General features: G+C 59.6%; 16 protein-coding genes and 5 pseudogenes. 4 read left to right on the forward strand and 17 right to left on the reverse strand.

Translation table 11 applies throughout. From position 1 onward, the window contains the following. Positions 1-12: 12 nt before the first annotated feature. The 3 genes and pseudogenes from CIT37_RS34635 to CIT37_RS34645 all read right to left on the reverse strand — a co-directional run bounded on the left by CIT37_RS34635 (position 13) and on the right by CIT37_RS34645 (position 2,816). Positions 13-1,077, reverse strand: coding sequence for an IS630-like element ISRj1 family transposase (locus CIT37_RS34635; protein ID WP_109866559.1), 1,065 nt, complete (start codon positions 1,075-1,077; stop codon positions 13-15). Between the two features lie 324 nt (positions 1,078-1,401). Further along, positions 1,402-1,560, reverse strand: a pseudogene (locus CIT37_RS34640) (IS630 family transposase); the annotation flags it as partial. A 234-nt stretch (positions 1,561-1,794) separates the two neighbouring features. Further along, positions 1,795-2,816, reverse strand: a pseudogene (locus CIT37_RS34645) (IS110 family RNA-guided transposase). 349 nt (positions 2,817-3,165) lie between these two features. Here CIT37_RS34645 and CIT37_RS34650 point away from each other — a divergent pair. Beyond that, positions 3,166-3,471: pseudogene (locus CIT37_RS34650) on the forward strand (transposase); the annotation flags it as partial. A 254-nt stretch (positions 3,472-3,725) separates the two neighbouring features. On the opposite strand, the pseudogene CIT37_RS34655 reads toward CIT37_RS34650, so the two are convergent. Then, positions 3,726-4,519: pseudogene (locus CIT37_RS34655) on the reverse strand (IS630 family transposase); the annotation flags it as partial. 107 nt (positions 4,520-4,626) lie between these two features. Here CIT37_RS34655 and CIT37_RS34660 point away from each other — a divergent pair. Beyond that, positions 4,627-5,408: pseudogene (locus tag CIT37_RS34660) on the forward strand (IS5-like element ISBj2 family transposase). Between the two features lie 9 nt (positions 5,409-5,417). On the opposite strand, the gene CIT37_RS34665 reads toward CIT37_RS34660, so the two are convergent. Genes CIT37_RS34665 through CIT37_RS34715 form a run of 11 tightly spaced genes read right to left on the reverse strand, consistent with a single transcriptional unit; the run spans position 5,418 to position 13,853 of the window. Further along, positions 5,418-6,455 (reverse strand): EscU/YscU/HrcU family type III secretion system export apparatus switch protein, encoded by a 1,038-nt coding sequence (locus CIT37_RS34665; protein ID WP_011084630.1) that lies wholly within the window; start codon positions 6,453-6,455, stop codon positions 5,418-5,420. Further along, positions 6,452-7,273, reverse strand: coding sequence for a type III secretion system export apparatus subunit SctT (sctT, locus tag CIT37_RS34670; RefSeq protein ID WP_011084629.1), 822 nt, complete (start codon positions 7,271-7,273; stop codon positions 6,452-6,454). Before sctT ends, CIT37_RS34665 begins: the two co-directional genes overlap by 4 nt. Positions 7,274-7,283: 10 nt before the next feature. Then, on the reverse strand, positions 7,284-7,559 hold the full coding sequence (locus tag CIT37_RS34675; RefSeq protein ID WP_011084628.1) for an EscS/YscS/HrcS family type III secretion system export apparatus protein: 276 nt from the start codon (positions 7,557-7,559) through the stop codon (positions 7,284-7,286). A 2-nt stretch (positions 7,560-7,561) separates the two neighbouring features. Then, positions 7,562-8,227 (reverse strand): type III secretion system export apparatus subunit SctR, encoded by a 666-nt coding sequence (gene sctR, locus CIT37_RS34680; RefSeq protein WP_011084627.1) that lies wholly within the window; start codon positions 8,225-8,227, stop codon positions 7,562-7,564. Then, positions 8,220-9,341, reverse strand: a complete 1,122-nt coding sequence (sctQ, locus tag CIT37_RS34685) for a type III secretion system cytoplasmic ring protein SctQ (protein ID WP_011084626.1) — start codon at positions 9,339-9,341, stop codon at positions 8,220-8,222. Before sctQ ends, sctR begins: the two co-directional genes overlap by 8 nt. After that, a complete protein-coding gene (locus tag CIT37_RS34690) occupies positions 9,338-9,874 on the reverse strand; it encodes a hypothetical protein (RefSeq protein WP_095425549.1) in 537 nt (178 codons plus the stop codon). Before CIT37_RS34690 ends, sctQ begins: the two co-directional genes overlap by 4 nt. Further along, on the reverse strand, positions 9,850-11,205 hold the full coding sequence (gene sctN, locus CIT37_RS34695) for a type III secretion system ATPase SctN (protein ID WP_011084624.1): 1,356 nt from the start codon (positions 11,203-11,205) through the stop codon (positions 9,850-9,852). Before sctN ends, CIT37_RS34690 begins: the two co-directional genes overlap by 25 nt. Next, positions 11,202-11,822: a type III secretion system stator protein SctL gene (sctL, locus tag CIT37_RS34700; RefSeq protein WP_011084623.1), complete on the reverse strand. Its 621-nt coding sequence runs from the start codon at positions 11,820-11,822 to the stop codon at positions 11,202-11,204. Before sctL ends, sctN begins: the two co-directional genes overlap by 4 nt. Beyond that, the gene (locus tag CIT37_RS34705) at positions 11,819-12,457 is read right to left on the reverse strand and encodes a nodulation protein (RefSeq protein ID WP_011084622.1); all 639 of its coding nucleotides are present in this window, start codon (positions 12,455-12,457) and stop codon (positions 11,819-11,821) included. Before CIT37_RS34705 ends, sctL begins: the two co-directional genes overlap by 4 nt. Before the next feature lie 11 nt (positions 12,458-12,468). Next, the gene (sctJ, locus tag CIT37_RS34710) at positions 12,469-13,332 is read right to left on the reverse strand and encodes a type III secretion system inner membrane ring lipoprotein SctJ (protein WP_011084621.1); all 864 of its coding nucleotides are present in this window, start codon (positions 13,330-13,332) and stop codon (positions 12,469-12,471) included. Between the two features lie 8 nt (positions 13,333-13,340). Next, positions 13,341-13,853, reverse strand: a complete 513-nt coding sequence (locus CIT37_RS34715) for a nodulation protein NolB (protein ID WP_085968164.1) — start codon at positions 13,851-13,853, stop codon at positions 13,341-13,343. 170 nt (positions 13,854-14,023) lie between these two features. On the opposite strand from CIT37_RS34715, the gene CIT37_RS34720 reads away from it, so the two are divergent. Continuing rightward, positions 14,024-14,716 carry a secretin N-terminal domain-containing protein gene (locus tag CIT37_RS34720; RefSeq protein ID WP_020608155.1) on the forward strand — a complete coding sequence of 231 codons (693 nt, stop codon included), beginning with the start codon at positions 14,024-14,026 and terminating at the stop codon, positions 14,714-14,716. Positions 14,717-15,272: 556 nt separating this feature from the next. Here CIT37_RS34720 and CIT37_RS34725 read toward each other — a convergent pair. Continuing rightward, entirely contained in the window at positions 15,273-15,449 is a 177-nt protein-coding gene (locus CIT37_RS34725; protein ID WP_161966260.1) for a hypothetical protein, read from the reverse strand. A gap of 416 nt (positions 15,450-15,865) precedes the next feature. On the opposite strand from CIT37_RS34725, the gene CIT37_RS34730 reads away from it, so the two are divergent. Next, complete coding sequence (locus CIT37_RS34730; protein WP_011084616.1) at positions 15,866-16,069, forward strand: hypothetical protein; 204 nt, start codon at positions 15,866-15,868, stop codon at positions 16,067-16,069. Between the two features lie 570 nt (positions 16,070-16,639). On the opposite strand, the gene CIT37_RS34735 is transcribed toward CIT37_RS34730, so the two are convergent. Then, positions 16,640-17,704: an IS630-like element ISRj1 family transposase gene (locus CIT37_RS34735; protein WP_026192128.1), complete on the reverse strand. Its 1,065-nt coding sequence runs from the start codon at positions 17,702-17,704 to the stop codon at positions 16,640-16,642. Positions 17,705-17,742: the final 38 nt, after the last annotated feature.

The raw sequence follows: 17,742 nt of genomic DNA on the forward strand, positions 1-17,742 counted from the left end.
TAGTACCCGGAATCAGAGCTGAGTGATACGGCGGCCTTTGAAACGGCGTTGACGGACCTTTTTCTTGGTCCAGACGAAGGGCTCGGCTCTGTCGTTGTATGCGTTGACGTAGGCATCGATGTGTTCCTGAAGCTGCTTGAGGCTCGTGAAGGAGGTGCCGCTGAGCGACTGCCCCTGCAAGATGGAAAACCATACTTCGACCTGATTGAGCCATGGCGCACTTGTCGGCGTGAAATGAAATTGCACGTTGGGGTGGGCCTTGAGCCAGTCCTCGTTCTTTTTATGGGTGTTGAGGTTGTCGAGGATGACGTGAAGCTTGCGGTTCGGAAAAGCCGCGGTGACGCTGTTCATGAAATCGAGAAACTCGACGCGGCGCCGGCGTTTTGAATGGGTCGCGATGATCTTTCCGGTGGCGACTTCGAGCGCCGCAAACAATGTTGTGGTGCCATGCCGCTTGTAATCGTGGCTTTGGCCGGTCAAGGCGCGGCCATTGGGCAACTTCAGATAACCCTGCGCTCGCTCCAAAGCCTGGATCGAGGGCTTCTCGTCCACGCACAGCACAATGGCCTTCGCCGGCGGCGCGACATAGAGGCCGACAACATCGGCGGCTTTGGCCGTAAAGTTCGGGTCGTTGCTCTCGCACCAGGACTTGCGAGCCACCAGGTCAATCTTGTGGCTGCGCAGGAACCGCCAGACATATTGGACATCGACATCGCCCAGCGCCTCGGCCAGCAGGGGGCCGGTCCAGCGCGCAAACCCTTGCGGTGGCGGCTTATCCAGCAGCTTCAGAATCCGCTTGTCGGTCGTCTTCGTATAGATCGGCTGCTTGCCAGGCCGCGGCTTGTCTTGCAGCCCTTCAAGGCCATGGTCGGCATAGCGATGCCGCCAAAGGCTGACAATCCGCGGCTGGACCCCAACTTCCTTGGCGATCGACCGGGTGCTGCGCCCATCCGCCGCCAACAGAACTATCCGCGCCCGCTTCAAATCGCGCTGCAACGTCACCGGTGAGCGACAGCACGCCTCAAGCACCTTGCGATCTTTCCTCGAAAGGTGGACTTCTCTTCCTTCGGGTATCATCCCGACCTTGAATCACGACTCACGTTCCAAGAAAAGTGGGTACTAGTTGACGATCAGCACTACCGGCTTGTCAACCGAGTGGCAGGGTCCCCTAGCCAAGGTGGTACAAGTCGACGTCCTCGAGGGTGTAGGCGCTGAAGCTCCCGAAATGGGCGAACAAGTTGTTGCGCTTGGCGCCGCAGCTGATCCGGTGATCCGGTCGGCGAGGCCGCGGCCCAGAGGCTATCGGGCGAGCGCATCGGCGCCTCGCGGAAGATGCGAGCATCGATTGAGCGCCAGCCTGCAGATCGCAGCGTCAGGACAGGACGACCTAGTCACGTGAATCTAATGTTCGCCACATAAAGTCTGCTGGGTTTTGTGGCAGAAGCGTTTGACGGAAGCCAAAATCTGGTCTGCGGACTTGGTCCATTTGAAGGGCTTCGGGTTTTGGTTGTGCAGGTGGATGAAGGTGCAGATGTCGGCCTCGAGTTGCCCGACGGAGGTGTCGTCTAATCGCTGCTGGGACGTCAAGCATTTAGTTTCGTCAAGAGACGCTGCCGGGTGCGTGGTTGTCTTCGCGGTCGACATTGGTCGCCGCATGATGGAGCTTCGCGGACGAGCCTTCAATGTGGACGACGCACTTTGCTGAGTCAGCAGTGCAACCCCATCAGCGGAATGGCTCGGCTCACGTCCTGGCAGGGATACCTTAGGCGTTCAGGTTCTGAACGCTATCCGAGCTTATGCGGCAGCTCCGGCATTCGGATTGAACAGCTCGCCGGTCTTAAGCATCGTATGCTTATCACCGCCAGTTTCCGTGCCACAGCCACGGCGGCTCTTTTGAAGCCGATCCTCTCCCGGAGATGCCGTCCCCACGTCCGCAGAGCGCTGTCGGTTGAGCTGCGCGTCAGAATGACCGCTGCCGCTTCATAGAGAAGCCCACGCAAATGGCGGTCGCCACGTCGGGATATATGGCCATCATAATCGACTTCTCCGGATTGGTAGCGGCGCGTTGTCAGGCCGATCCACGCGCCAACAGATCGGGATTTCCTAAAGTTGTCAGGCTCCTCAATAGCTGTGGCAAAAGAGGTTGCGGTGATCGCACCGATGCCCGGAATCGACATGAGGATGCGGCAGGCCTGACTCTCGCGCGCATCCCGAACCAACTGGCGACCGAGTTCGGCGGCGCGGATGCGAATGCCACGCCAGGCTTCCAGCATCGGAAGCACGATGGATGCAAGTCCGTCCTGATCAACCAGAAGGTTCCGGACGTTCTCGAAGGTGCTTCCCTTTCCGGCGGGAACAAGCAGACCGAAGGTCTTCATGACGCCGCGGATCTGGTTCGAAAGCTCGGTGGTGATCCGGACCAGCCGCGTGCGCGCCGCGACAAGCGTGCGGGTCAGCATGCTGTTGAATCCCTTCACGCGCACCTCACGAAAGAACCCGACTTCCGCGAGCTGCGCCAGACCATCGGCGTCGTTCGCGTCCGTCTTGTTCGCCGCCATATCGAGCGCCGCTTTATCATGGCGCGCATCGACGCAGATCGCCGGCAATCCTTCGGTGCGCAAAGAATGATAGAACCATACCGACAGCGGTCCCGTCTCGAACACCACGCGTTTCACGGCCGGCGCCCGCTTGCGGATGAGCGCGGCGATGACACTGGGATCAGATGCACACTTGCCGCGCCAGATCCGTTCACCTGCTCGACGGATCGAGACCGCCGTCTCTTTCATCGACACATCGAGACCGATATACTCTTCCATGGCTGTTCTCCATTCGATGCTTGGGCCCGGCGTCCAGTCGTGAGCCCGTATTTCCATCCTATCGGGGAACAGCCACCCTCCAAGACTATTGATTGTCTTTAGGGCAACACGCTCCTGCGATTACCCCATGTGGACGCCCCCTCACGGCATCGCTGTGCCAAAGTGGTGTCGTTGACCATCACTTGAACGGAGGCGTCCATGTCGGAATTTAGCATAATCGCGTTGGATCTGGCGAAGAATGTGTTCCAGATGCACGGCGCGGATGCATCAGGAACCGTGCTTTTCCGCAAGAAGCTGCGCCGGGATCAGATCCTTAAATGTCTTGCCGCGCAGCCGACGTGCACGGTCGCAACGCGACTTTGCGGCATGGCTGGGGCTTACCCCGCTGCAGCGCTCCACCGGAGGCAAGCAGAAGCTCGGCAAGACGTCACGTATGGGCGAACGAACCCTGCGACGACTACTGATCATCGGCGCGAGCGCGGCCGTGCGCTGGGCAATGCGCAAAGACTCGACAGCGGATTCTTGGCTTGCGCGCATGCTTGCCCTCAAGCCGCCCATGCTGGTGATCGTCGCCCTCGCTAACAAGATGGCGCGCATCGTCTGGGCATTGATGGCGAGAGGCGGAACCTATCGGGCTCCGGCTGCGGCGAAGTAGTTCCGCGGCAGGGACCGTGAGTGTGAGAAGGTCAACCGGAGAGTATGGCGCACGGTCACGAGACAGGAATGGGAAAACCAGATCATGGATACGCGCCTCGAGCACGCGAAGTTGAATTGGACCCGTTCCGCGAACTCCCATACGGGCCAGCGGCATGTGGCAGCCGCAACAAAAGGCCGAACACATGTCAGCGCCCGACCACGCTCCGCACTCTTCGAAAGATTCTTCTTGCACCAACGGGGGCGTCTACACATGTCCATGACGATATGGACATCGAGGCCTTCAGGAACTTGAGCATCGATCTCTTTTAAAAACTTCAAGACTCGACTGCCCGGTGGCGCTTGTAGCATTTGCCGATGACGAACCCCGAGGCGACATCGAGCGCGGCAAACAGCGTGGTCGCACCATGCCGCACATAGCTGTGCGTACGACGCTCCGGTATGCCGGGCATCATTGGCAAGACCGGCTGCTCGCGATCGAGTGCCTGAATCTGGCTTTTCTCATCGATGCTGAGGACAAGGGCTCGGTTCGGCGGGGACAGGTAAAGCCGACGATGTCGCGTGCCTTGTCGACGAGCCGCGGATCGCTCGACAACTTGAATGTCTGGCTACGGTGCGGTTGCAAGCCGAACGCCGACCACATTCGGCGGATCGTGGTGCGGGAAAAGCCAGTTTCCGCAGCCATCGAGCGGATCAACCATTGCGTCGCCTCGGCCGGCGTCGTACGCAGCGTGCGATCGATCATGGCGGCAACCTGATCGTCGTTGATGGTGCGAGGGCGGCCAGGGCGTGCCTCGTCAAGCAAGCCATCACAGCGATCCTTCAAAAATCGGCGGCGCGACTTGCCAACGGTGTGTTCGTGGAGGCCGAGTTCGGCAGCCACAGACTTGCTTGGCAAGCCATCCGCCCACCGCAGGATCGCGCGGCATCGCTCAGGAAAGCAACCGCGCAGCACGATGACGACGAACTTGCCTCTCCAAGTACGCCCGCTCCTGCGGACTCAGCACCAACGGCGCGATCGGCCGGCCTTTCCCACCTGCATTCGCCACAAGCGCTCTCCTCTCTCGAGATTCAAGCTATCAACCAATGCGACGAACTTGCGTTCCGGATGACTAGGGTCTGTACCTAAATAGCGCCACGTGATTCTCTTGCCTACGTGTTGATTCGGGGGCGAGAGAATGCGCGCTGGTTTGTTTTGGCTGAACGACAGGCAATGGGCGCGTATCGAACCGCATCTGCCGAGGGGACTGACGGGGCCGGATCGGGACGACGACCGACGCATCGTCAGCGGCATCATTCACATGCTGCAATCGGGTGCACGATGGCGTGATTGTCCACGTGAATACGGCCCTTACACGACGATCTACAATCGCTTCAATCGCTGGGCCAAGCGAGGACGATGGTGCGCAATCTTCGAAGCGCTGGCCAAGCCTGGCGAAGACGGCGTCGTACTGTCGCTCGACTCGACCTCGATTAAAGCTCACCGGTGTGCCTCCGGCGGAAAAGGGGAAGCACAATCAAGCAATCGGCCGCTCGCGCGGAGGCCGCACGACAAAAATCCATGCGCTGAGCGATCCGCTCTGCCGGCCGGTCGTCCTGCATCTGACTCCAGGCCAGGATGCCGATATCGCTGCGGCTCCCGATGTCCTGGCGCTCGCGCCACCCATGAGCGTGCTCCTCGCCGACAAAGGGTATGATGGCGACAAGCTTCGCGGCGCAATCATTCGTCGTGGCGCCAAGCCCGTAATCCCCAATAAATCTAACCGTGTCGTCATCCATCGCTTCAACAAACGCGCCTACAAAGGACGAAATGTCATCGAACGCTGCTTTTGCAGGCTCAAGGACTTCCGGCGCATCGCCACGCGATATGACAAGCTCGCCCGTAATTTTTTGGCCGCTGTTCATCTCGCCGCTCTCGTCGCATATTGGCTCAATTGAGTCTGGACCCTAGACTAGCCCCGCCGCATAGAGCGCTTTTGCGACTGACTCGAAATACTGCGAAGGCACCGGGTTGCCGAGCCTTGCCTTGCCGAGCAGCTGACGCGCCAGAACATTGTCCTCCACAATGTTGAGGCGAAGCGCGCGCGCCTCACCAAGCAGCTGTGAAGCAGCTTCACCCTCGCCACGGCAGACCAACACCGGCACACCGGTCTCGCCGCGAACATAGCGCAGACCAATCAACGTTGCCGGTCCCCGCAATATCAACGTGGCCCGGCTGATGCCGAGTGGAGCCTCGTTTGCCGACTCTTGCCGCAGCCGCCGGTGCTCGCGCTTCACCTGCGGATTGCCTTGCTGTTCCTTGTTCTCCCGCTTGGCCTCCGTTTCCGTCATGCGCATGTCCTGCATAAACAACCAACGCTGGATTAGAAGGTCAGCCAATCCGCCGACCAGAAAAGCTCCAGCGGCAATGCCAATCAGCAGTTTAACCTCGGTGAAGACGAAACCAAAACAGCCCATGCCGCAGACTGGCAGGTACACCAGCGCTTTCCAGCTCGCGGTCACGGTTAAAAAGAAGATCGCACCAAGCAAAACCACTTTAGCCAGGGTCTTGCCAAGCTCGATGGCCGAACGTTTCGAGACGATACGCTTCAAGCCTTTGATGGGATCGAGTTTCTCGAGCTTCGGCTTGAGCGGCTCCGAAGCAAACATAAAGCCGCCATTGGCCAGGACATTGGCCAGAAGAGCTGCTGTCACGGCAGCGGCGAGCAACGGAGCGACAGTGGCAATCGAAAGTTCTAGCAAGCCGCTGAGCGCTTGTGGCACCGCGCTTGTGAACGGCTGCTCCTGCAGTTTATCGACCAGCCGGACCGTCTCCTGCCACTTGTCCTCAATGGCACCCGCTCGCCACCACAGACAGCCGAAACCGGCACAGGCGCTGACGCCGCTCACTAGATCGGAGCTGCGCGCGCTCTGCCCCTTCTTGCGCGCATCGCGCAGCTTCTTGGGCGTCGGAGGAAGCTTTTTCTCCTCACTCGTAGAGCTCATTTCAACAGCTTCCTCAGATGATCGAGCATGTCGTTCGAGGTCAGGATTTCAGAACCGGCATATTCGAGCAGATAGACGGTGTAGCTGACCATAATGACCCCGAATGCAACATTCTTGATCATCGGAGAGAGATCGTTCATCTTGAGCTGAGATGCAAAACGGCCGAGCATCATGACCGAGATATCCACCAGCAACAGCAGGGCCAGAACCGGCCCGGCGACCAACAAGGTCGTCATCATGATACGATCGAGAAGGGCAAGACACTCCATTGCCCCTTGCACTGTCAAGGCAGGCAAAAACTGATAGACAGGCCACACTAGGTAGCTGCCATAAAGGCCGCTCACCATGGTCTGCAGCCCGCCGACCAGAACGAAGATCGTAACCGCCGTAACACCGAGAAAGAGCCCGGTTCCAGTCGCTTGGCTGTGCGTCGCGGGATCCTCCCCCGCAACTTGGCTTGAAATTCCTCGTTGGGTATCGATGATGTCGCCGACTGCCTGTATGCTCCATAGTGGAATACTGAGCAGGATGCCGAGCATCAGACCGACGAACACCTCCTTCACGCCAAGCATGGTAACGCTAACCAAGCGCGTGTTCGGGTCCAAGGCCTGCAGACCGAGCTTGATCTGAGCAAGGCAAGGCAGGCCAATCGCAATCGTCAGGCTTCCCCGAATGAGGCCGCTGATACGCGGCCGGGTGAAGACAGGAAGCACCAGCATGATGCCTAGGGCGCGGGCCGCACTCAGGCCGGTTGCGGCGACGAATTCGATCGAGCCCTGAACGAGAACTTGCGCCTCTGCGGGTGACAGGCCAGCCATCCAAGCTCTGCTAGTATCTTGCGGTGAGTGCCGGAAACTCGCTGAAGATGCGCTCGGCCTGGTCGATCAGCGGGGCGCTGAGAACCGGGGAAAAACCGGCGAGCACGGCGACGACAACCAGAAGCTTGACCGTCAGTGGCAGGGTTTGGTCCTGGAGCTGAGTTGCCGCCTGGATAAGGCCAATGATCAGTCCGGAGATCAGAGCTGCGAGCAACGGCGGCAGAACCCAGATCATGAAGAGCACGAGCGATTGACTGAGGTGCGTAAGGATGCTGGCTTCGTTCATGGTCAACCTCCTGGCGTGGTGTAGCTTAGTACTAGCCCGTGCATGAGACGTGACCAGCCGTCGATAGTGACGAACAGAAAGAGCTTGAAGGGGACAGATATCACTGTGGGGGATACCATCGACATACCCATGGCCATCAAAATCGTGGTGACAATCAGATCGATCGTGATGAAGGGAAGATAGAGAAGAAAACCGATTTCGAAGCCCCGCTTGAGTTCGGAAATCAAGAACGACGGCACAAGAATTGAGAAATCATCTGCCGTTACGCTGCCGCGCATCTCCTCCGACCAGACATGTTCGGTGGATGACAGGAAGAAGCGGCGCTGCTCTTCATTGGTGAATTTCTTCAGATGAACACGCAGCGGCTCCTGTCCCTCCTTGGCGGCCATCACCCAGTCATCGAAACTCTGGTAGCGAAGTTGCGGATCGGTAAGGCGGTTATAGGTCTGCTCGAAGACTGGAGCGCTGATGAAGACGGTCAGGATGAGTGCCGCTCCGTAAAGGACGATGTTCGGCGGTATCGATTGAGTTCCTAGCGCATTGCGCACGAGGAAGAGAACAACCGAGACCTTGATAAAGGCTGTAGTTGTGACGACAGCAAAGGCCAGGAGACCAAGGCCGACCGTTATTGCAAGAAGCGCCAGGATGCTGGGTTGAATTTCAGTCATTAAGCGCCAACCTGCCGCGTAACCTGACGGCGAGCTCCTCGCCGATCCGCACGATGTCGCCTCGGCCGATACGTTGGCCGTTCGCAACGATATCGACCGGCCCGTCAAGATGCCGGCCAAGTTCGAACACGTGGCCTTCGTTGATGGTTCGCAAGGTTCCCAACGGCATCGGCCAGCGGCCACATTCGAATACGAGTGTGATCTCGATGCTGTCGATATCCGCCTCTGACGGGGGCTGCTGTTGCATCTGGTTTTGGGGCATCACATCTTCACTTTTTAGAGGGTGGGATCGCAAGCGGAATGGTCCTCGCAGCACCAGCCTGTCGCCGCCAATCTCTGCAGGGGCCCACAATCGGTCTGCAACGAGAACAATTTGGCCTCGCGCGAGTGGAATTGTGTCCGGGAGCAGCGCATCGCCTTGCTCTGCTTGGCGAAGAACGCCGATCGCGACGCGGAGCGAGCCGATATGGCCTGCAACGATGACCGGGAGTTCGGAAAGCAGCCTGGCCGCCTGTCGCGGTAATCGGCCGAGCAGCTCGCCGAGGACGGTGAAAGCCGGAGGCACCGGACCGTCGAACGGAGAGAATAGAAGCAGCCGAGCCTTGCTGGCGAGCTCACCATAGGCGACGTCAAATTCAAGATAAGGCTGCGTACTCCGCGCTTCCTCGGTGCGAACAAGCTGCAGATTCCGCTGCGTCATTCTTTCCAGCGCAGCAAGCAAGGGTTCAAGCGCAAGTTCCAGGACCAGCGAACGCGCCGGCTCAGAAGGTAAGGTAAGCCCATTCTGCACGGTCCGAACCAGCGCTTCCGCAAGCTTACCCGGCAAGGACAGGATCAAGGTTTCACCTTCTACTTCGAAGACGCAGTCGAGCATCGGTGCCGCAGCCGGCTCCGCCTGCCAGACGGTCCGGCTCACGCGCACAGATAGCGGCTTCTCGCCGAGGAGGCCTTGTAGAGGCGCACGCAACGCTGTGATCTCGTTAAGCCACGAGGCCACTGCGTGCGACAGGATCAGCGACGGCATGAAGGCTGCGCGCTCAGCCGGCCGGTCCGAGGCCGGTGCGGCTTCCGCGCCGCAGGCCCCGAGCTCGCGCGTGAGAGGATCTGCAATCATGCTGGCTCACCTCCCGTCTGCCCTGACGGGCCGCGCCGGTAGCGGAGCAAGACTTCATCATCAGCTTCGATTTCGGCGGCGGCTTCGAAATGAGCACTCGTGGTGCGCCGAACGTCTTGATCAATCTCACGCCATTTCTGGCTCGCCGCTGAACGCCTGGCCCAAACGGCCCTCGCCTCAAGAACCGCAGTCTCAGCTTGCGTCTGAGCAGCACGGGCATTTTCAAGAACCTGCTGCGCCGCTGCAATCTCGTCTGTGAGCCGGCCGATGATGAGATGATAGCGCCGCTGCAGCTCGCAAACAGACATCGCATCGGCTGCTAGCATCTCCCGATAGAGCTCTGCCTCGAGCTTTGCCCGGCGCTCTTCGGCATGTGTAAGATGCTCGAAAGCTCGTTGGACAGCTTGGATCGCAAGGTGGCGCTTGGCTTCCATGTTAGACAATTCACGAATGGCGCTTCGCTCCCGCATGTCCTTTACGAGCCGCAGCTTCGAGGCGTGAACGGGACTTAGGCGGTCAGACGCGATATCCATGCGATCGTCTCCTCAAAGCTGCACGCCTCACCCTGCCCCTGGCGCAGAAAGGCCCGCAGTTGCTCGATCGAGGCGATCGCCCGATCGGTCAGCGGATCAGAGCCTTGTTTGTATTCACCGACCTTGATCAGGAACTCGGCCTCAGCGTACCGTGACAGCAGATCACGGAAAAAGGATGCCGCCTTGCGATGCGGCACGGACACGATCGCATCCATGACGCGGCTGCGGCTCGACAACACGTCGATCGCCGGAAAATGCTCCCGGGAGGCCAACGCGCGGGAGAGAATAATGTGGCCATCGAGGATGCCGCGTGATTCTTCCGCTATCGGATCACCCGTGCCGTCACCTTCGACAAGCACAGTATAGAAGGCCGTAATGGAGCCATGCTCGCCCATGCCGGCGCGCTCCAACAAGCCCGGCAACAGTGCAAAAACGGATGGCGGAAATCCGCGCCGGGTCGGCGGTTCTCCTGCGGCAAGTCCGATTTCACGCATGGCGCGGCTAAAGCGCGTCAAAGAATCCATCATCAGAACGACGCGAAGGCCCTGATCACGAAAATATTCGGCTAGCGCTGTCGCCATGTGGGCGCATTGGGCCCGCTCCATCGCCGAACGGTCGGAAGTCTCCACCACAACGACGGAACGGTGAAGGGCTTCGCCAAGATGACGTTCGATGAATTCACGCACCTCTCGACCGCGCTCGCCGATCAGCGCAACGATAGTGACGTCGGCCGCTGCGCCTCTTACGATTTGCGACATCAGCGTCGACTTGCCGCAACCGGCATCACCATAAATTCCGATCCGCTGACCTTCTCCGCATGTGAGAAGACCATCCAGGACACGGACGCCGAGCGGGAACGGCTGTTCAATCGCGCGCCGTTTCATCGGATTAGGCGCCCTGCCGCGCAGCGGTCTGGCTTCGCCGGCTTTTATAGGGCCCTTGCCGTCGAGCGGCCGGCCAAAACTGTCGATCACGCGGCCGAGCAAATCGGGGCCGGCAGCCACTTCCTGCATTCGCCCGGTCGTCACCACCTCTGCGCGATTGGACAGCCCCACCATGTCCCCGATGGGCGTGAGTAACACCCCATCCGGCAACAGACCGATTACCTCGGCCTCGAGCGACCATCCGCTGCGAGGATCCTGCAATAAGCACAGTTCTCCGACCCTGGCCTCCGGCAAGACGGCGTGCAGCAGCGTGCCCACGGCCCGCGTGATCCGGCCGCGGACAGCGCGTGTATCGATGTGCTTGGCGGAAGATCTTAAGGATGAGAGTGCGGCCTTTACGGTTCCTTCTGCGGCCGCGGCATGATGGGTCGGTCGTTGCACGGTCACGATTCAGCTTCCTCCGTCAAGCCAAAGCCGAGGCGCAGCGCGCGCAGCTGCGCGGCAAGCCCAAGATCGACGTTGCCGAACTCGCTCCATAAAACACATTGGTCCGCGCTCAGCGCCGGATCCGCCTCAATCCTGAGCTTCGGCCGGCCCTCAAGTCCGTCATAATCCTTGAACTCACTGGCTAGCAGGTCGGCTTTCAGTGGGGATACGTGAAGGCAGACCTCCGTGTTTTTATATCTTTGCTCGATGGCATGACGAACGCACTGGACCAGCATCTTGCCCGAATCAAATGCGCCAAGCAGATCGCGAACGATCTCAAAGACCAGTTGCGGCAATTCCCGCTCCAGAACCGCCTTGCGTTGGGCCAGTTCACAAGTCGCCTGCGCAATCAGCCGGGCCATTTCCTCTGCGCCAGCCTTTGCACCCTCGGCGCGGCCCTGCGCACGTTCCCGCTCATAAGCCAGGCGTGCCCACCCTCGAACCCGCTGCAGATGCCGCTCGGCAGCGGCCAGCGCCTGTATGGCATCGTGCCAGATCTCAAGCTGCGCAGCTGGGATCAGCGGTCCAAGAGCCCGAATCTTCGGGGCCGCGGGTGGTGCGAGGGCATCGGCCGTCATGCCCCAGCATCCTCAGTGCGCAAATGAGCCATGACGAGGGAAAGCAGCGGGCCTGCTGCGCTACGGTGCTCGGCAGTTGAGCTCTCGGCGGCCGTCCCAGCGGGCAAGCGTAGAAGCACGCGGATACGAGCAAGCGATGAAGTCTCTTCGAGCCAAGCGCCGAGACAAGCATGCCCGTCATATTCGATCTGTCGGGACAATTGCTCTGGATCGGCGATCGGGGCCGTTGCGACGGCGCAGGATAAATGCCGGACTGCGAAAGCATGCGCCTCGGCACCGATCAACTCCACCAACACAGGCAGATCGTGCCTGGAGAACAGCTTGAGGATGGAGCGTGCATGCCAAATGCCGCCCGCGAGCAGCGCAGCCCGCCGCGGATCATGCCCCAGGAGAGCATCTTCGCTCCAGTCGCCGCAGCTCACCTCCCCCTTGCTGCCCAAAAGCAGTTCGGCGAGCCTTGGCTGTAGCCTGGCACTCTGCTGTAGCCGAGCCAAAGTGGAAGGTGAAAGCAGCGGGTCAAGAAGCCCGGCGAAACGACCGGGATCGGCCGAGGCAGCAAGCTCGCGCAGCCGATCGGCTGCGAGCGTGAACGAGCGATTGGTTTTTGTGGCTGTGGTTGACATTGATGGCGGCATGAGCGTCCAGACTATGACGCATCAGCAATCATCTTGCCCGCCGCTTGGTCAGCAGACAGGCGCGAGCCCCTACCGAACACGCTCAGCTTACGCGATGATTTTCCAAACTGACGCATGCGCGGGCCCAGCAATACGCAAGCGACGATGCCGAATACCGCTCCGGCGCTTCCTACAGCAAGCGCAAGTAACGGCGATGAGCCGGCTCTTGCTGACTGAGCCACAGGGACTCCCGGACCGGCAGACTGCTCGACTGGAGCGCGCTCGACCGGCACGAAGACAACGGCGACCTTGTCATAGGACAGCCCTTCAATGCTGTTTGCGACGAGCATCTTGATCTGCGGCAATAGTGCCGAAAGCCTCGCGCTGGAGCCATGTCGAATGAAGACCGATGCCGAGGATGGGGTCGCACCTTGCCGCAACAAGTCGTTCTTCGGCAGAACGACGTGAACGCGTGCTGAAAGGACGCCATCTATATCGCTGATCGTGCGCGACAATTCTTCGCTTAGAGCATAAACGTATCGTGCCCGCTCCTCGATCGGCGAGGCAACGAGGCCCGATCCCTTGAACACCTCGCCGAGATTCTTGAAGGATTGGCGCGGCAGCCCCTCAACATTGAGCAGGTCAATCGAATAAGCGAGCTGCTTTTCCTCGACCTGGATTGTGCTGGTTCCGTCCTTGGCGACAACACGGACAGCATCAACGCCCTTGCCAAGGAGAAGCGCGAGCATCTCATTAGCCTCGCGCTCCTGAATTTTGGTGTAGAGATCGGTCTTACAGCCGATCAGCGAGAGGAGAAGGGGCATAGCAAGAAACACGCGAAGCCGTCGCCACGATTGACGGCCGCCGGAGCTCCCCCTCTTCATATCGCCAGTCATCAGCTTACTCAGCCGGCCGATAGCAGCTTGTTTAGCGACGAGCTGACGGCGCTGGTGCCCTTGGAGACGAGGGAAACCTGAACAACGTCTTTGTAGACGTCTCGCAGATTCGTCATCATCGATTCGAAATCAGCTCCAACCGGCTTAACAGCCGCATTGGCTCCGGCGTTATCCGCCGGCAAAAGTGGCTGCGCAGCCGGCCCAGGCTGCACCCCATTTACGACAGCCGGCGCAATCGCCGGAGAAACGGCTCGACCCTGGTAGATGCCGGAAAGGGTTTGGAGGATTCGGTCGCCCGGCGGACTTGCCAGCACATTCGTGCGCTGGACCTCCAATATCGGAGGAGTCGCTGCGGGTGGATTCGCGGTCGGGAAAGGCGACCCCTGATTGGGAGCTACTTGCGCCAGGGACTGCTCGAAACGCGCCTGCTCGCCAGCAGCTGCCGGAGAGCAGGCACCGGAAAGACAACCGGCTGAACTGGGAGGGATCGGCGTTGCGCCTAACAACATGGAGTGTGTCATTGTGCTGGTTTGATGACCTAAGCTTTAGCCGATGAACCGATCAAGTTCATAGGCTGCCGAGCTGACGAAAACCTGACGGAGATCAGGTTGACTTGGTCATCTAATGATCACGTTTGGCTTCCAAGCTGCGGCGAAACTCTAACTTCATAATGAGCGGAAGGCGTCAAGGAATGCTCGCGCGGTCCACGGTGGTACATATCTTAAAAAGAATTTTTTGTGCCGGTGTTCTCATCTGTGTCGGAATTTTGCGCACGTCTGCTGCATCCCTTTCGCTGCCGCCCGCCCCTTATAGCTACACCGTTCTCGATCAGGATCTTGCTGCGGCGCTGCAGGAGTTCGGAAACAATCTCAATATCAGGGTCAATGTCAGCGCCGACGTCAGGGGCCGGATTCGTGGACGAATGCCGGACCTGCCGCCACGAGAATTCCTTGACCGTTTGACTGCTTTGTACAATCTCCAGTGGTACTATGACGGACTTGTCCTTTACATCTCCGCCGCCCAAGAGGCGCAAAGCCGGCTCATTGTATTGAACCCAATCAGCTTCGATGCGCTCAAGGCCGCGCTCGACGCGCTCAACATCTCGGATGAGCGCTATATCGTGAAACCTGCCCCGGGAGAGGGCCTCATCCTTGCTTCTGGCCCACCCAGATTTGTTGCGCTGGTGGACCAGACCCTCAAGGGCCTTGTGGCGGAAGCGCAGGCCCGGCGCAGTCCCGCCGCCGAGAGGTCACAACACGAGTCGGTTTTGATGTTGTTTCGCGGCTCCTCGAGCACGGTCTTCCGGGACGGGCGGCCGGAAGCTTCTCCCGAAACGCCGCTTCATGGGGGCGCTGTGCGCGAAGCCGGTCCAGGCCAGAAGTGATGGTCGAAGATGCAAGACCGCTCCGACTGAAGTCGCATCCGATCGTCAGCTTTTCGAAAGCTAAAGCCCCCAGCATGAGCCTGCGAGGTCTTGACGGCTGCCCTGCTTGAGGCAGCCCGATAGATGGATAAGAGACCGGATGCTCGAGGGAAATTGGGTAGCGCTGCCTTCACGCAGTGCGAGGCATTAAAGATCAATGTGGGCCTCCGCACGCGCGCTTCCGAGCTAGCTGAGGCTTCGCATAGCTCAATGCGCGTCATCAGTTGGAAGGAGAAACAGGGTGGATTTCAATGCAGTCGCCCCGGCGAATACGAGCCCGGAGCCCGACACAGCACGGACGGCTACAGATGCAACCGAGTTCGAGCGGCAGCTCAGCGGTTCAGAGGCTCCCGCTTCGGCGCAGGGAGTCGCCCATCCAGTGCTGCAGGGCGAGGCTTATTCACCCTATCTCGACGCGGGCCATCCCTACTCTCCATACTTGGAGACAGGACACCTCTATCCGCCTTACCCAGATTTAGCGCATCCCCTTGGGCCAGACTCGGGTTGGCAGGATAATCTATATGCCGCGCCTGCGGCCGTCGCTGCGCCAGAGCCGGACAACGGCCAGCAGCATCTCTCGCCGCAGGCCATAGCTCAGGCGATCGAGGAACATCCCGGCTTCGATCAAGATGTGATATGGCAGACTCTGGATGTCGGCCCATCGGAAGCCGAGCCACGGCACGGTGAGCCTCAAGCGGGGACATCGCATGCAGGACCATCGCGCACCGCCCCTTTTTCAGGATGAGCCGCCGCACGCCGGCCCCTCGCATGCCCGGCCATTGCAGGCGGGACCGCCCCAACCTGGGTCTTCTGAAGCTCCGCCAGAAAGGACCGCGAGGCGATCCATGTCGTCGAGATGAAGGTAAGCGCGTTGCGGATCAGGATAGTCTGGGTATGACCGGCCCCCCTAAATACCTTCAACATACCGGTTGTTAGAACCAGCACAGTTCTTCGCACAAACCTCCAAACACCGGACCACCTGAGATCACTCGGGGCACGAATCGCGGCATCAATCCGGCCTCACTCTTCGTCAGCTTCTTGCAAGCTGCCCCTGCTAGCACGAAAGGAATAGGTCATCTCGCGGCACCGCCGCTATCTGAGTTTTATGACATGGACACAGGCGCAGCCGATATCGCAGCAACGGCGCCAGACGCTGGCACAAACACCGATAACGCCGCGAACGGCGGCGACAACTCGCACGCAGCATTGTTGCAGCGGGCCTTCGAAAAAGCTCTGGTTGCCGTCGCTACCCAGGTCATAAGCGATACCCAGTCAGACATGGATGACGCTATGAGCGAGCTAGATGATGGCTGAAGGCCGGATTATCAGACGCGCACAGGGAGGACCTGACGGACGGCAAGCCGAACCGAAAACGATCGGGTGAAGCAGGCGGACTTGGCAACAGCAGCCGCTAGACCGTCTTAGGTGATCCTCCAGGCAGGCGGTGCGGCCGTTCTGCAGGACCTCGCAACTTTCGGAAGACGCCGCAGCGACTTGCTCATGCCGCCGTGTCACATATTCTTCGATGAGGGTTCATCAGGAGCGCTCTTTAGCCAGGGCACCAGACGTTCTAAGCGAGCCCGAGCGCTCCCCGCCGATGAACTTCGTCATCTATTATCCTCGATTGGTTCTGCAGCCGCCCGCGAGATCGTGCGCTAGAGAGATCCTCCGAGATTTTCCGGAACATAGGCAGACTTGGCGCTCGCTGCGCCCATATCTGCAGAACTCCGGGGACCGCTACCCCTCAGCATCGAGGCATGTTGCTGCTGCCTGATCCTGAGTTATGGCGTATTTGTCGCTACGAATTGGCGCCAAAGCTCAGACTGCCCCTATCACGCTAAGAGCTAAGATCCTCATCGAGGCCGCCGCACCTAGTACCCGGAATCAGAGCTGAGTGATACGGCGGCCTTTGAAACGGCGTTGACGGACCTTTTTCTTGGTCCAGACGAAGGGCTCGGCTCTGTCGTTGTATGCGTTGACGTAGGCATCGATGTGTTCCTGAAGCTGCTTGAGGCTCGTGAAGGAGGTGCCGCTGAGCGACTGCCCCTGCAAGATGGAAAACCATACTTCGACCTGATTGAGCCATGACGCACTTGTCGGCGTGAAATGAAATTGCACGTTGGGGTGGGCCTTGAGCCAGTCCTCGTTCTTTTTATGGGTGTTGAGGTTGTCGAGGATGACGTGAAGCTTGCGGTTCGGAAAAGCCGCGGTGACGCTGTTCATGAAATCGAGAAACTCGACGCGGCGCCGGCGTTTTGAATGGGTCGCGATGATCTTTCCGGTGGCGACTTCGAGCGCCGCAAACAATGTTGTGGTGCCATGCCGCTTGTAATCGTGGCTTTGGCCGGTCAAGGCGCGGCCATTGGGCAACTTCAGATAACCCTGCGCTCGCTCCAAAGCCTGGATCGAGGGCTTCTCGTCCACGCACAGCACAATGGCCTTCGCCGGCGGCGCGACATAGAGGCCGACAACATCGGCGGCTTTGGCCGTAAAGTTCGGGTCGTTGCTCTCGCACCAGGACTTGCGAGCCACCAGGTCAATCTTGTGGCTGCGCAGGAACCGCCAGACATATTGGACATCGACATCGCCCAGCGCCTCGGCCAGAAGGGGGCCGGTCCAGCGCGCAAACCCTTGCGGTGGCGGCTTATCCAGCAGCTTCAGAATCCGCTTGTCGGTCGTCTTCGTATAGATCGGCTGCTTGCCAGGCCGCGGCTTGTCTTGCAGCCCTTCAAGGCCATGGTCGGCATAGCGATGCCGCCAAAGGCTGACAATCCGCGGCTGGACCCCAACTTCCTTGGCGATCGACCGGGTGCTGCGCCCATCCGCCGCCAACAGAACTATCCGCGCCCGCTTCAAATCGCGCTGCAACGTCACCGGTGAGCGACAGCACGCCTCAAGCACCTTGCGATCTTTCCTCGAAAGGTGGACTTCTCTTGCTTCGGGTATCATCCCGACCTTGAATCACGACTCACGTTCCAAGAAAAGTG

Source organism: Bradyrhizobium ottawaense (assembly GCF_002278135.3).
In the GTDB taxonomy this organism is placed as follows: domain Bacteria; phylum Pseudomonadota; class Alphaproteobacteria; order Rhizobiales; family Xanthobacteraceae; genus Bradyrhizobium; species Bradyrhizobium ottawaense.

Bases quoted from the DNA above. Each gene is read 5' to 3' on its own strand.
- CIT37_RS34735 (WP_026192128.1), bottom strand. From the start codon at position 17,704: ATGATACCCGAAGCAAGAGAAGTCCACCTTTCGAGGAAAGATCGCAAG.
- sctQ (WP_011084626.1), bottom strand. From the start codon at position 9,341: ATGATTGCAGATCCTCTCACGCGCGAGCTCGGGGCCTGCGGCGCGGAA.
- CIT37_RS34665 (WP_011084630.1), bottom strand. From the start codon at position 6,455: ATGAGCTCTACGAGTGAGGAGAAAAAGCTTCCTCCGACGCCCAAGAAG.
- CIT37_RS34690 (WP_095425549.1), bottom strand. From the start codon at position 9,874: ATGGATATCGCGTCTGACCGCCTAAGTCCCGTTCACGCCTCGAAGCTG.
- CIT37_RS34635 (WP_109866559.1), bottom strand. From the start codon at position 1,077: ATGATACCCGAAGGAAGAGAAGTCCACCTTTCGAGGAAAGATCGCAAG.
- CIT37_RS34720 (WP_020608155.1), top strand. From the start codon at position 14,024: ATGCTCGCGCGGTCCACGGTGGTACATATCTTAAAAAGAATTTTTTGT.
- sctL (WP_011084623.1), bottom strand. From the start codon at position 11,822: ATGACGGCCGATGCCCTCGCACCACCCGCGGCCCCGAAGATTCGGGCT.
- CIT37_RS34675 (WP_011084628.1), bottom strand. From the start codon at position 7,559: ATGAACGAAGCCAGCATCCTTACGCACCTCAGTCAATCGCTCGTGCTC.
- CIT37_RS34715 (WP_085968164.1), bottom strand. From the start codon at position 13,853: ATGACACACTCCATGTTGTTAGGCGCAACGCCGATCCCTCCCAGTTCA.
- sctR (WP_011084627.1), bottom strand. From the start codon at position 8,227: ATGACTGAAATTCAACCCAGCATCCTGGCGCTTCTTGCAATAACGGTC.
- sctT (WP_011084629.1), bottom strand. From the start codon at position 7,273: ATGGCTGGCCTGTCACCCGCAGAGGCGCAAGTTCTCGTTCAGGGCTCG.
- CIT37_RS34705 (WP_011084622.1), bottom strand. From the start codon at position 12,457: ATGCCGCCATCAATGTCAACCACAGCCACAAAAACCAATCGCTCGTTC.
- sctJ (WP_011084621.1), bottom strand. From the start codon at position 13,332: ATGACTGGCGATATGAAGAGGGGGAGCTCCGGCGGCCGTCAATCGTGG.
- CIT37_RS34730 (WP_011084616.1), top strand. From the start codon at position 15,866: ATGGACACAGGCGCAGCCGATATCGCAGCAACGGCGCCAGACGCTGGC.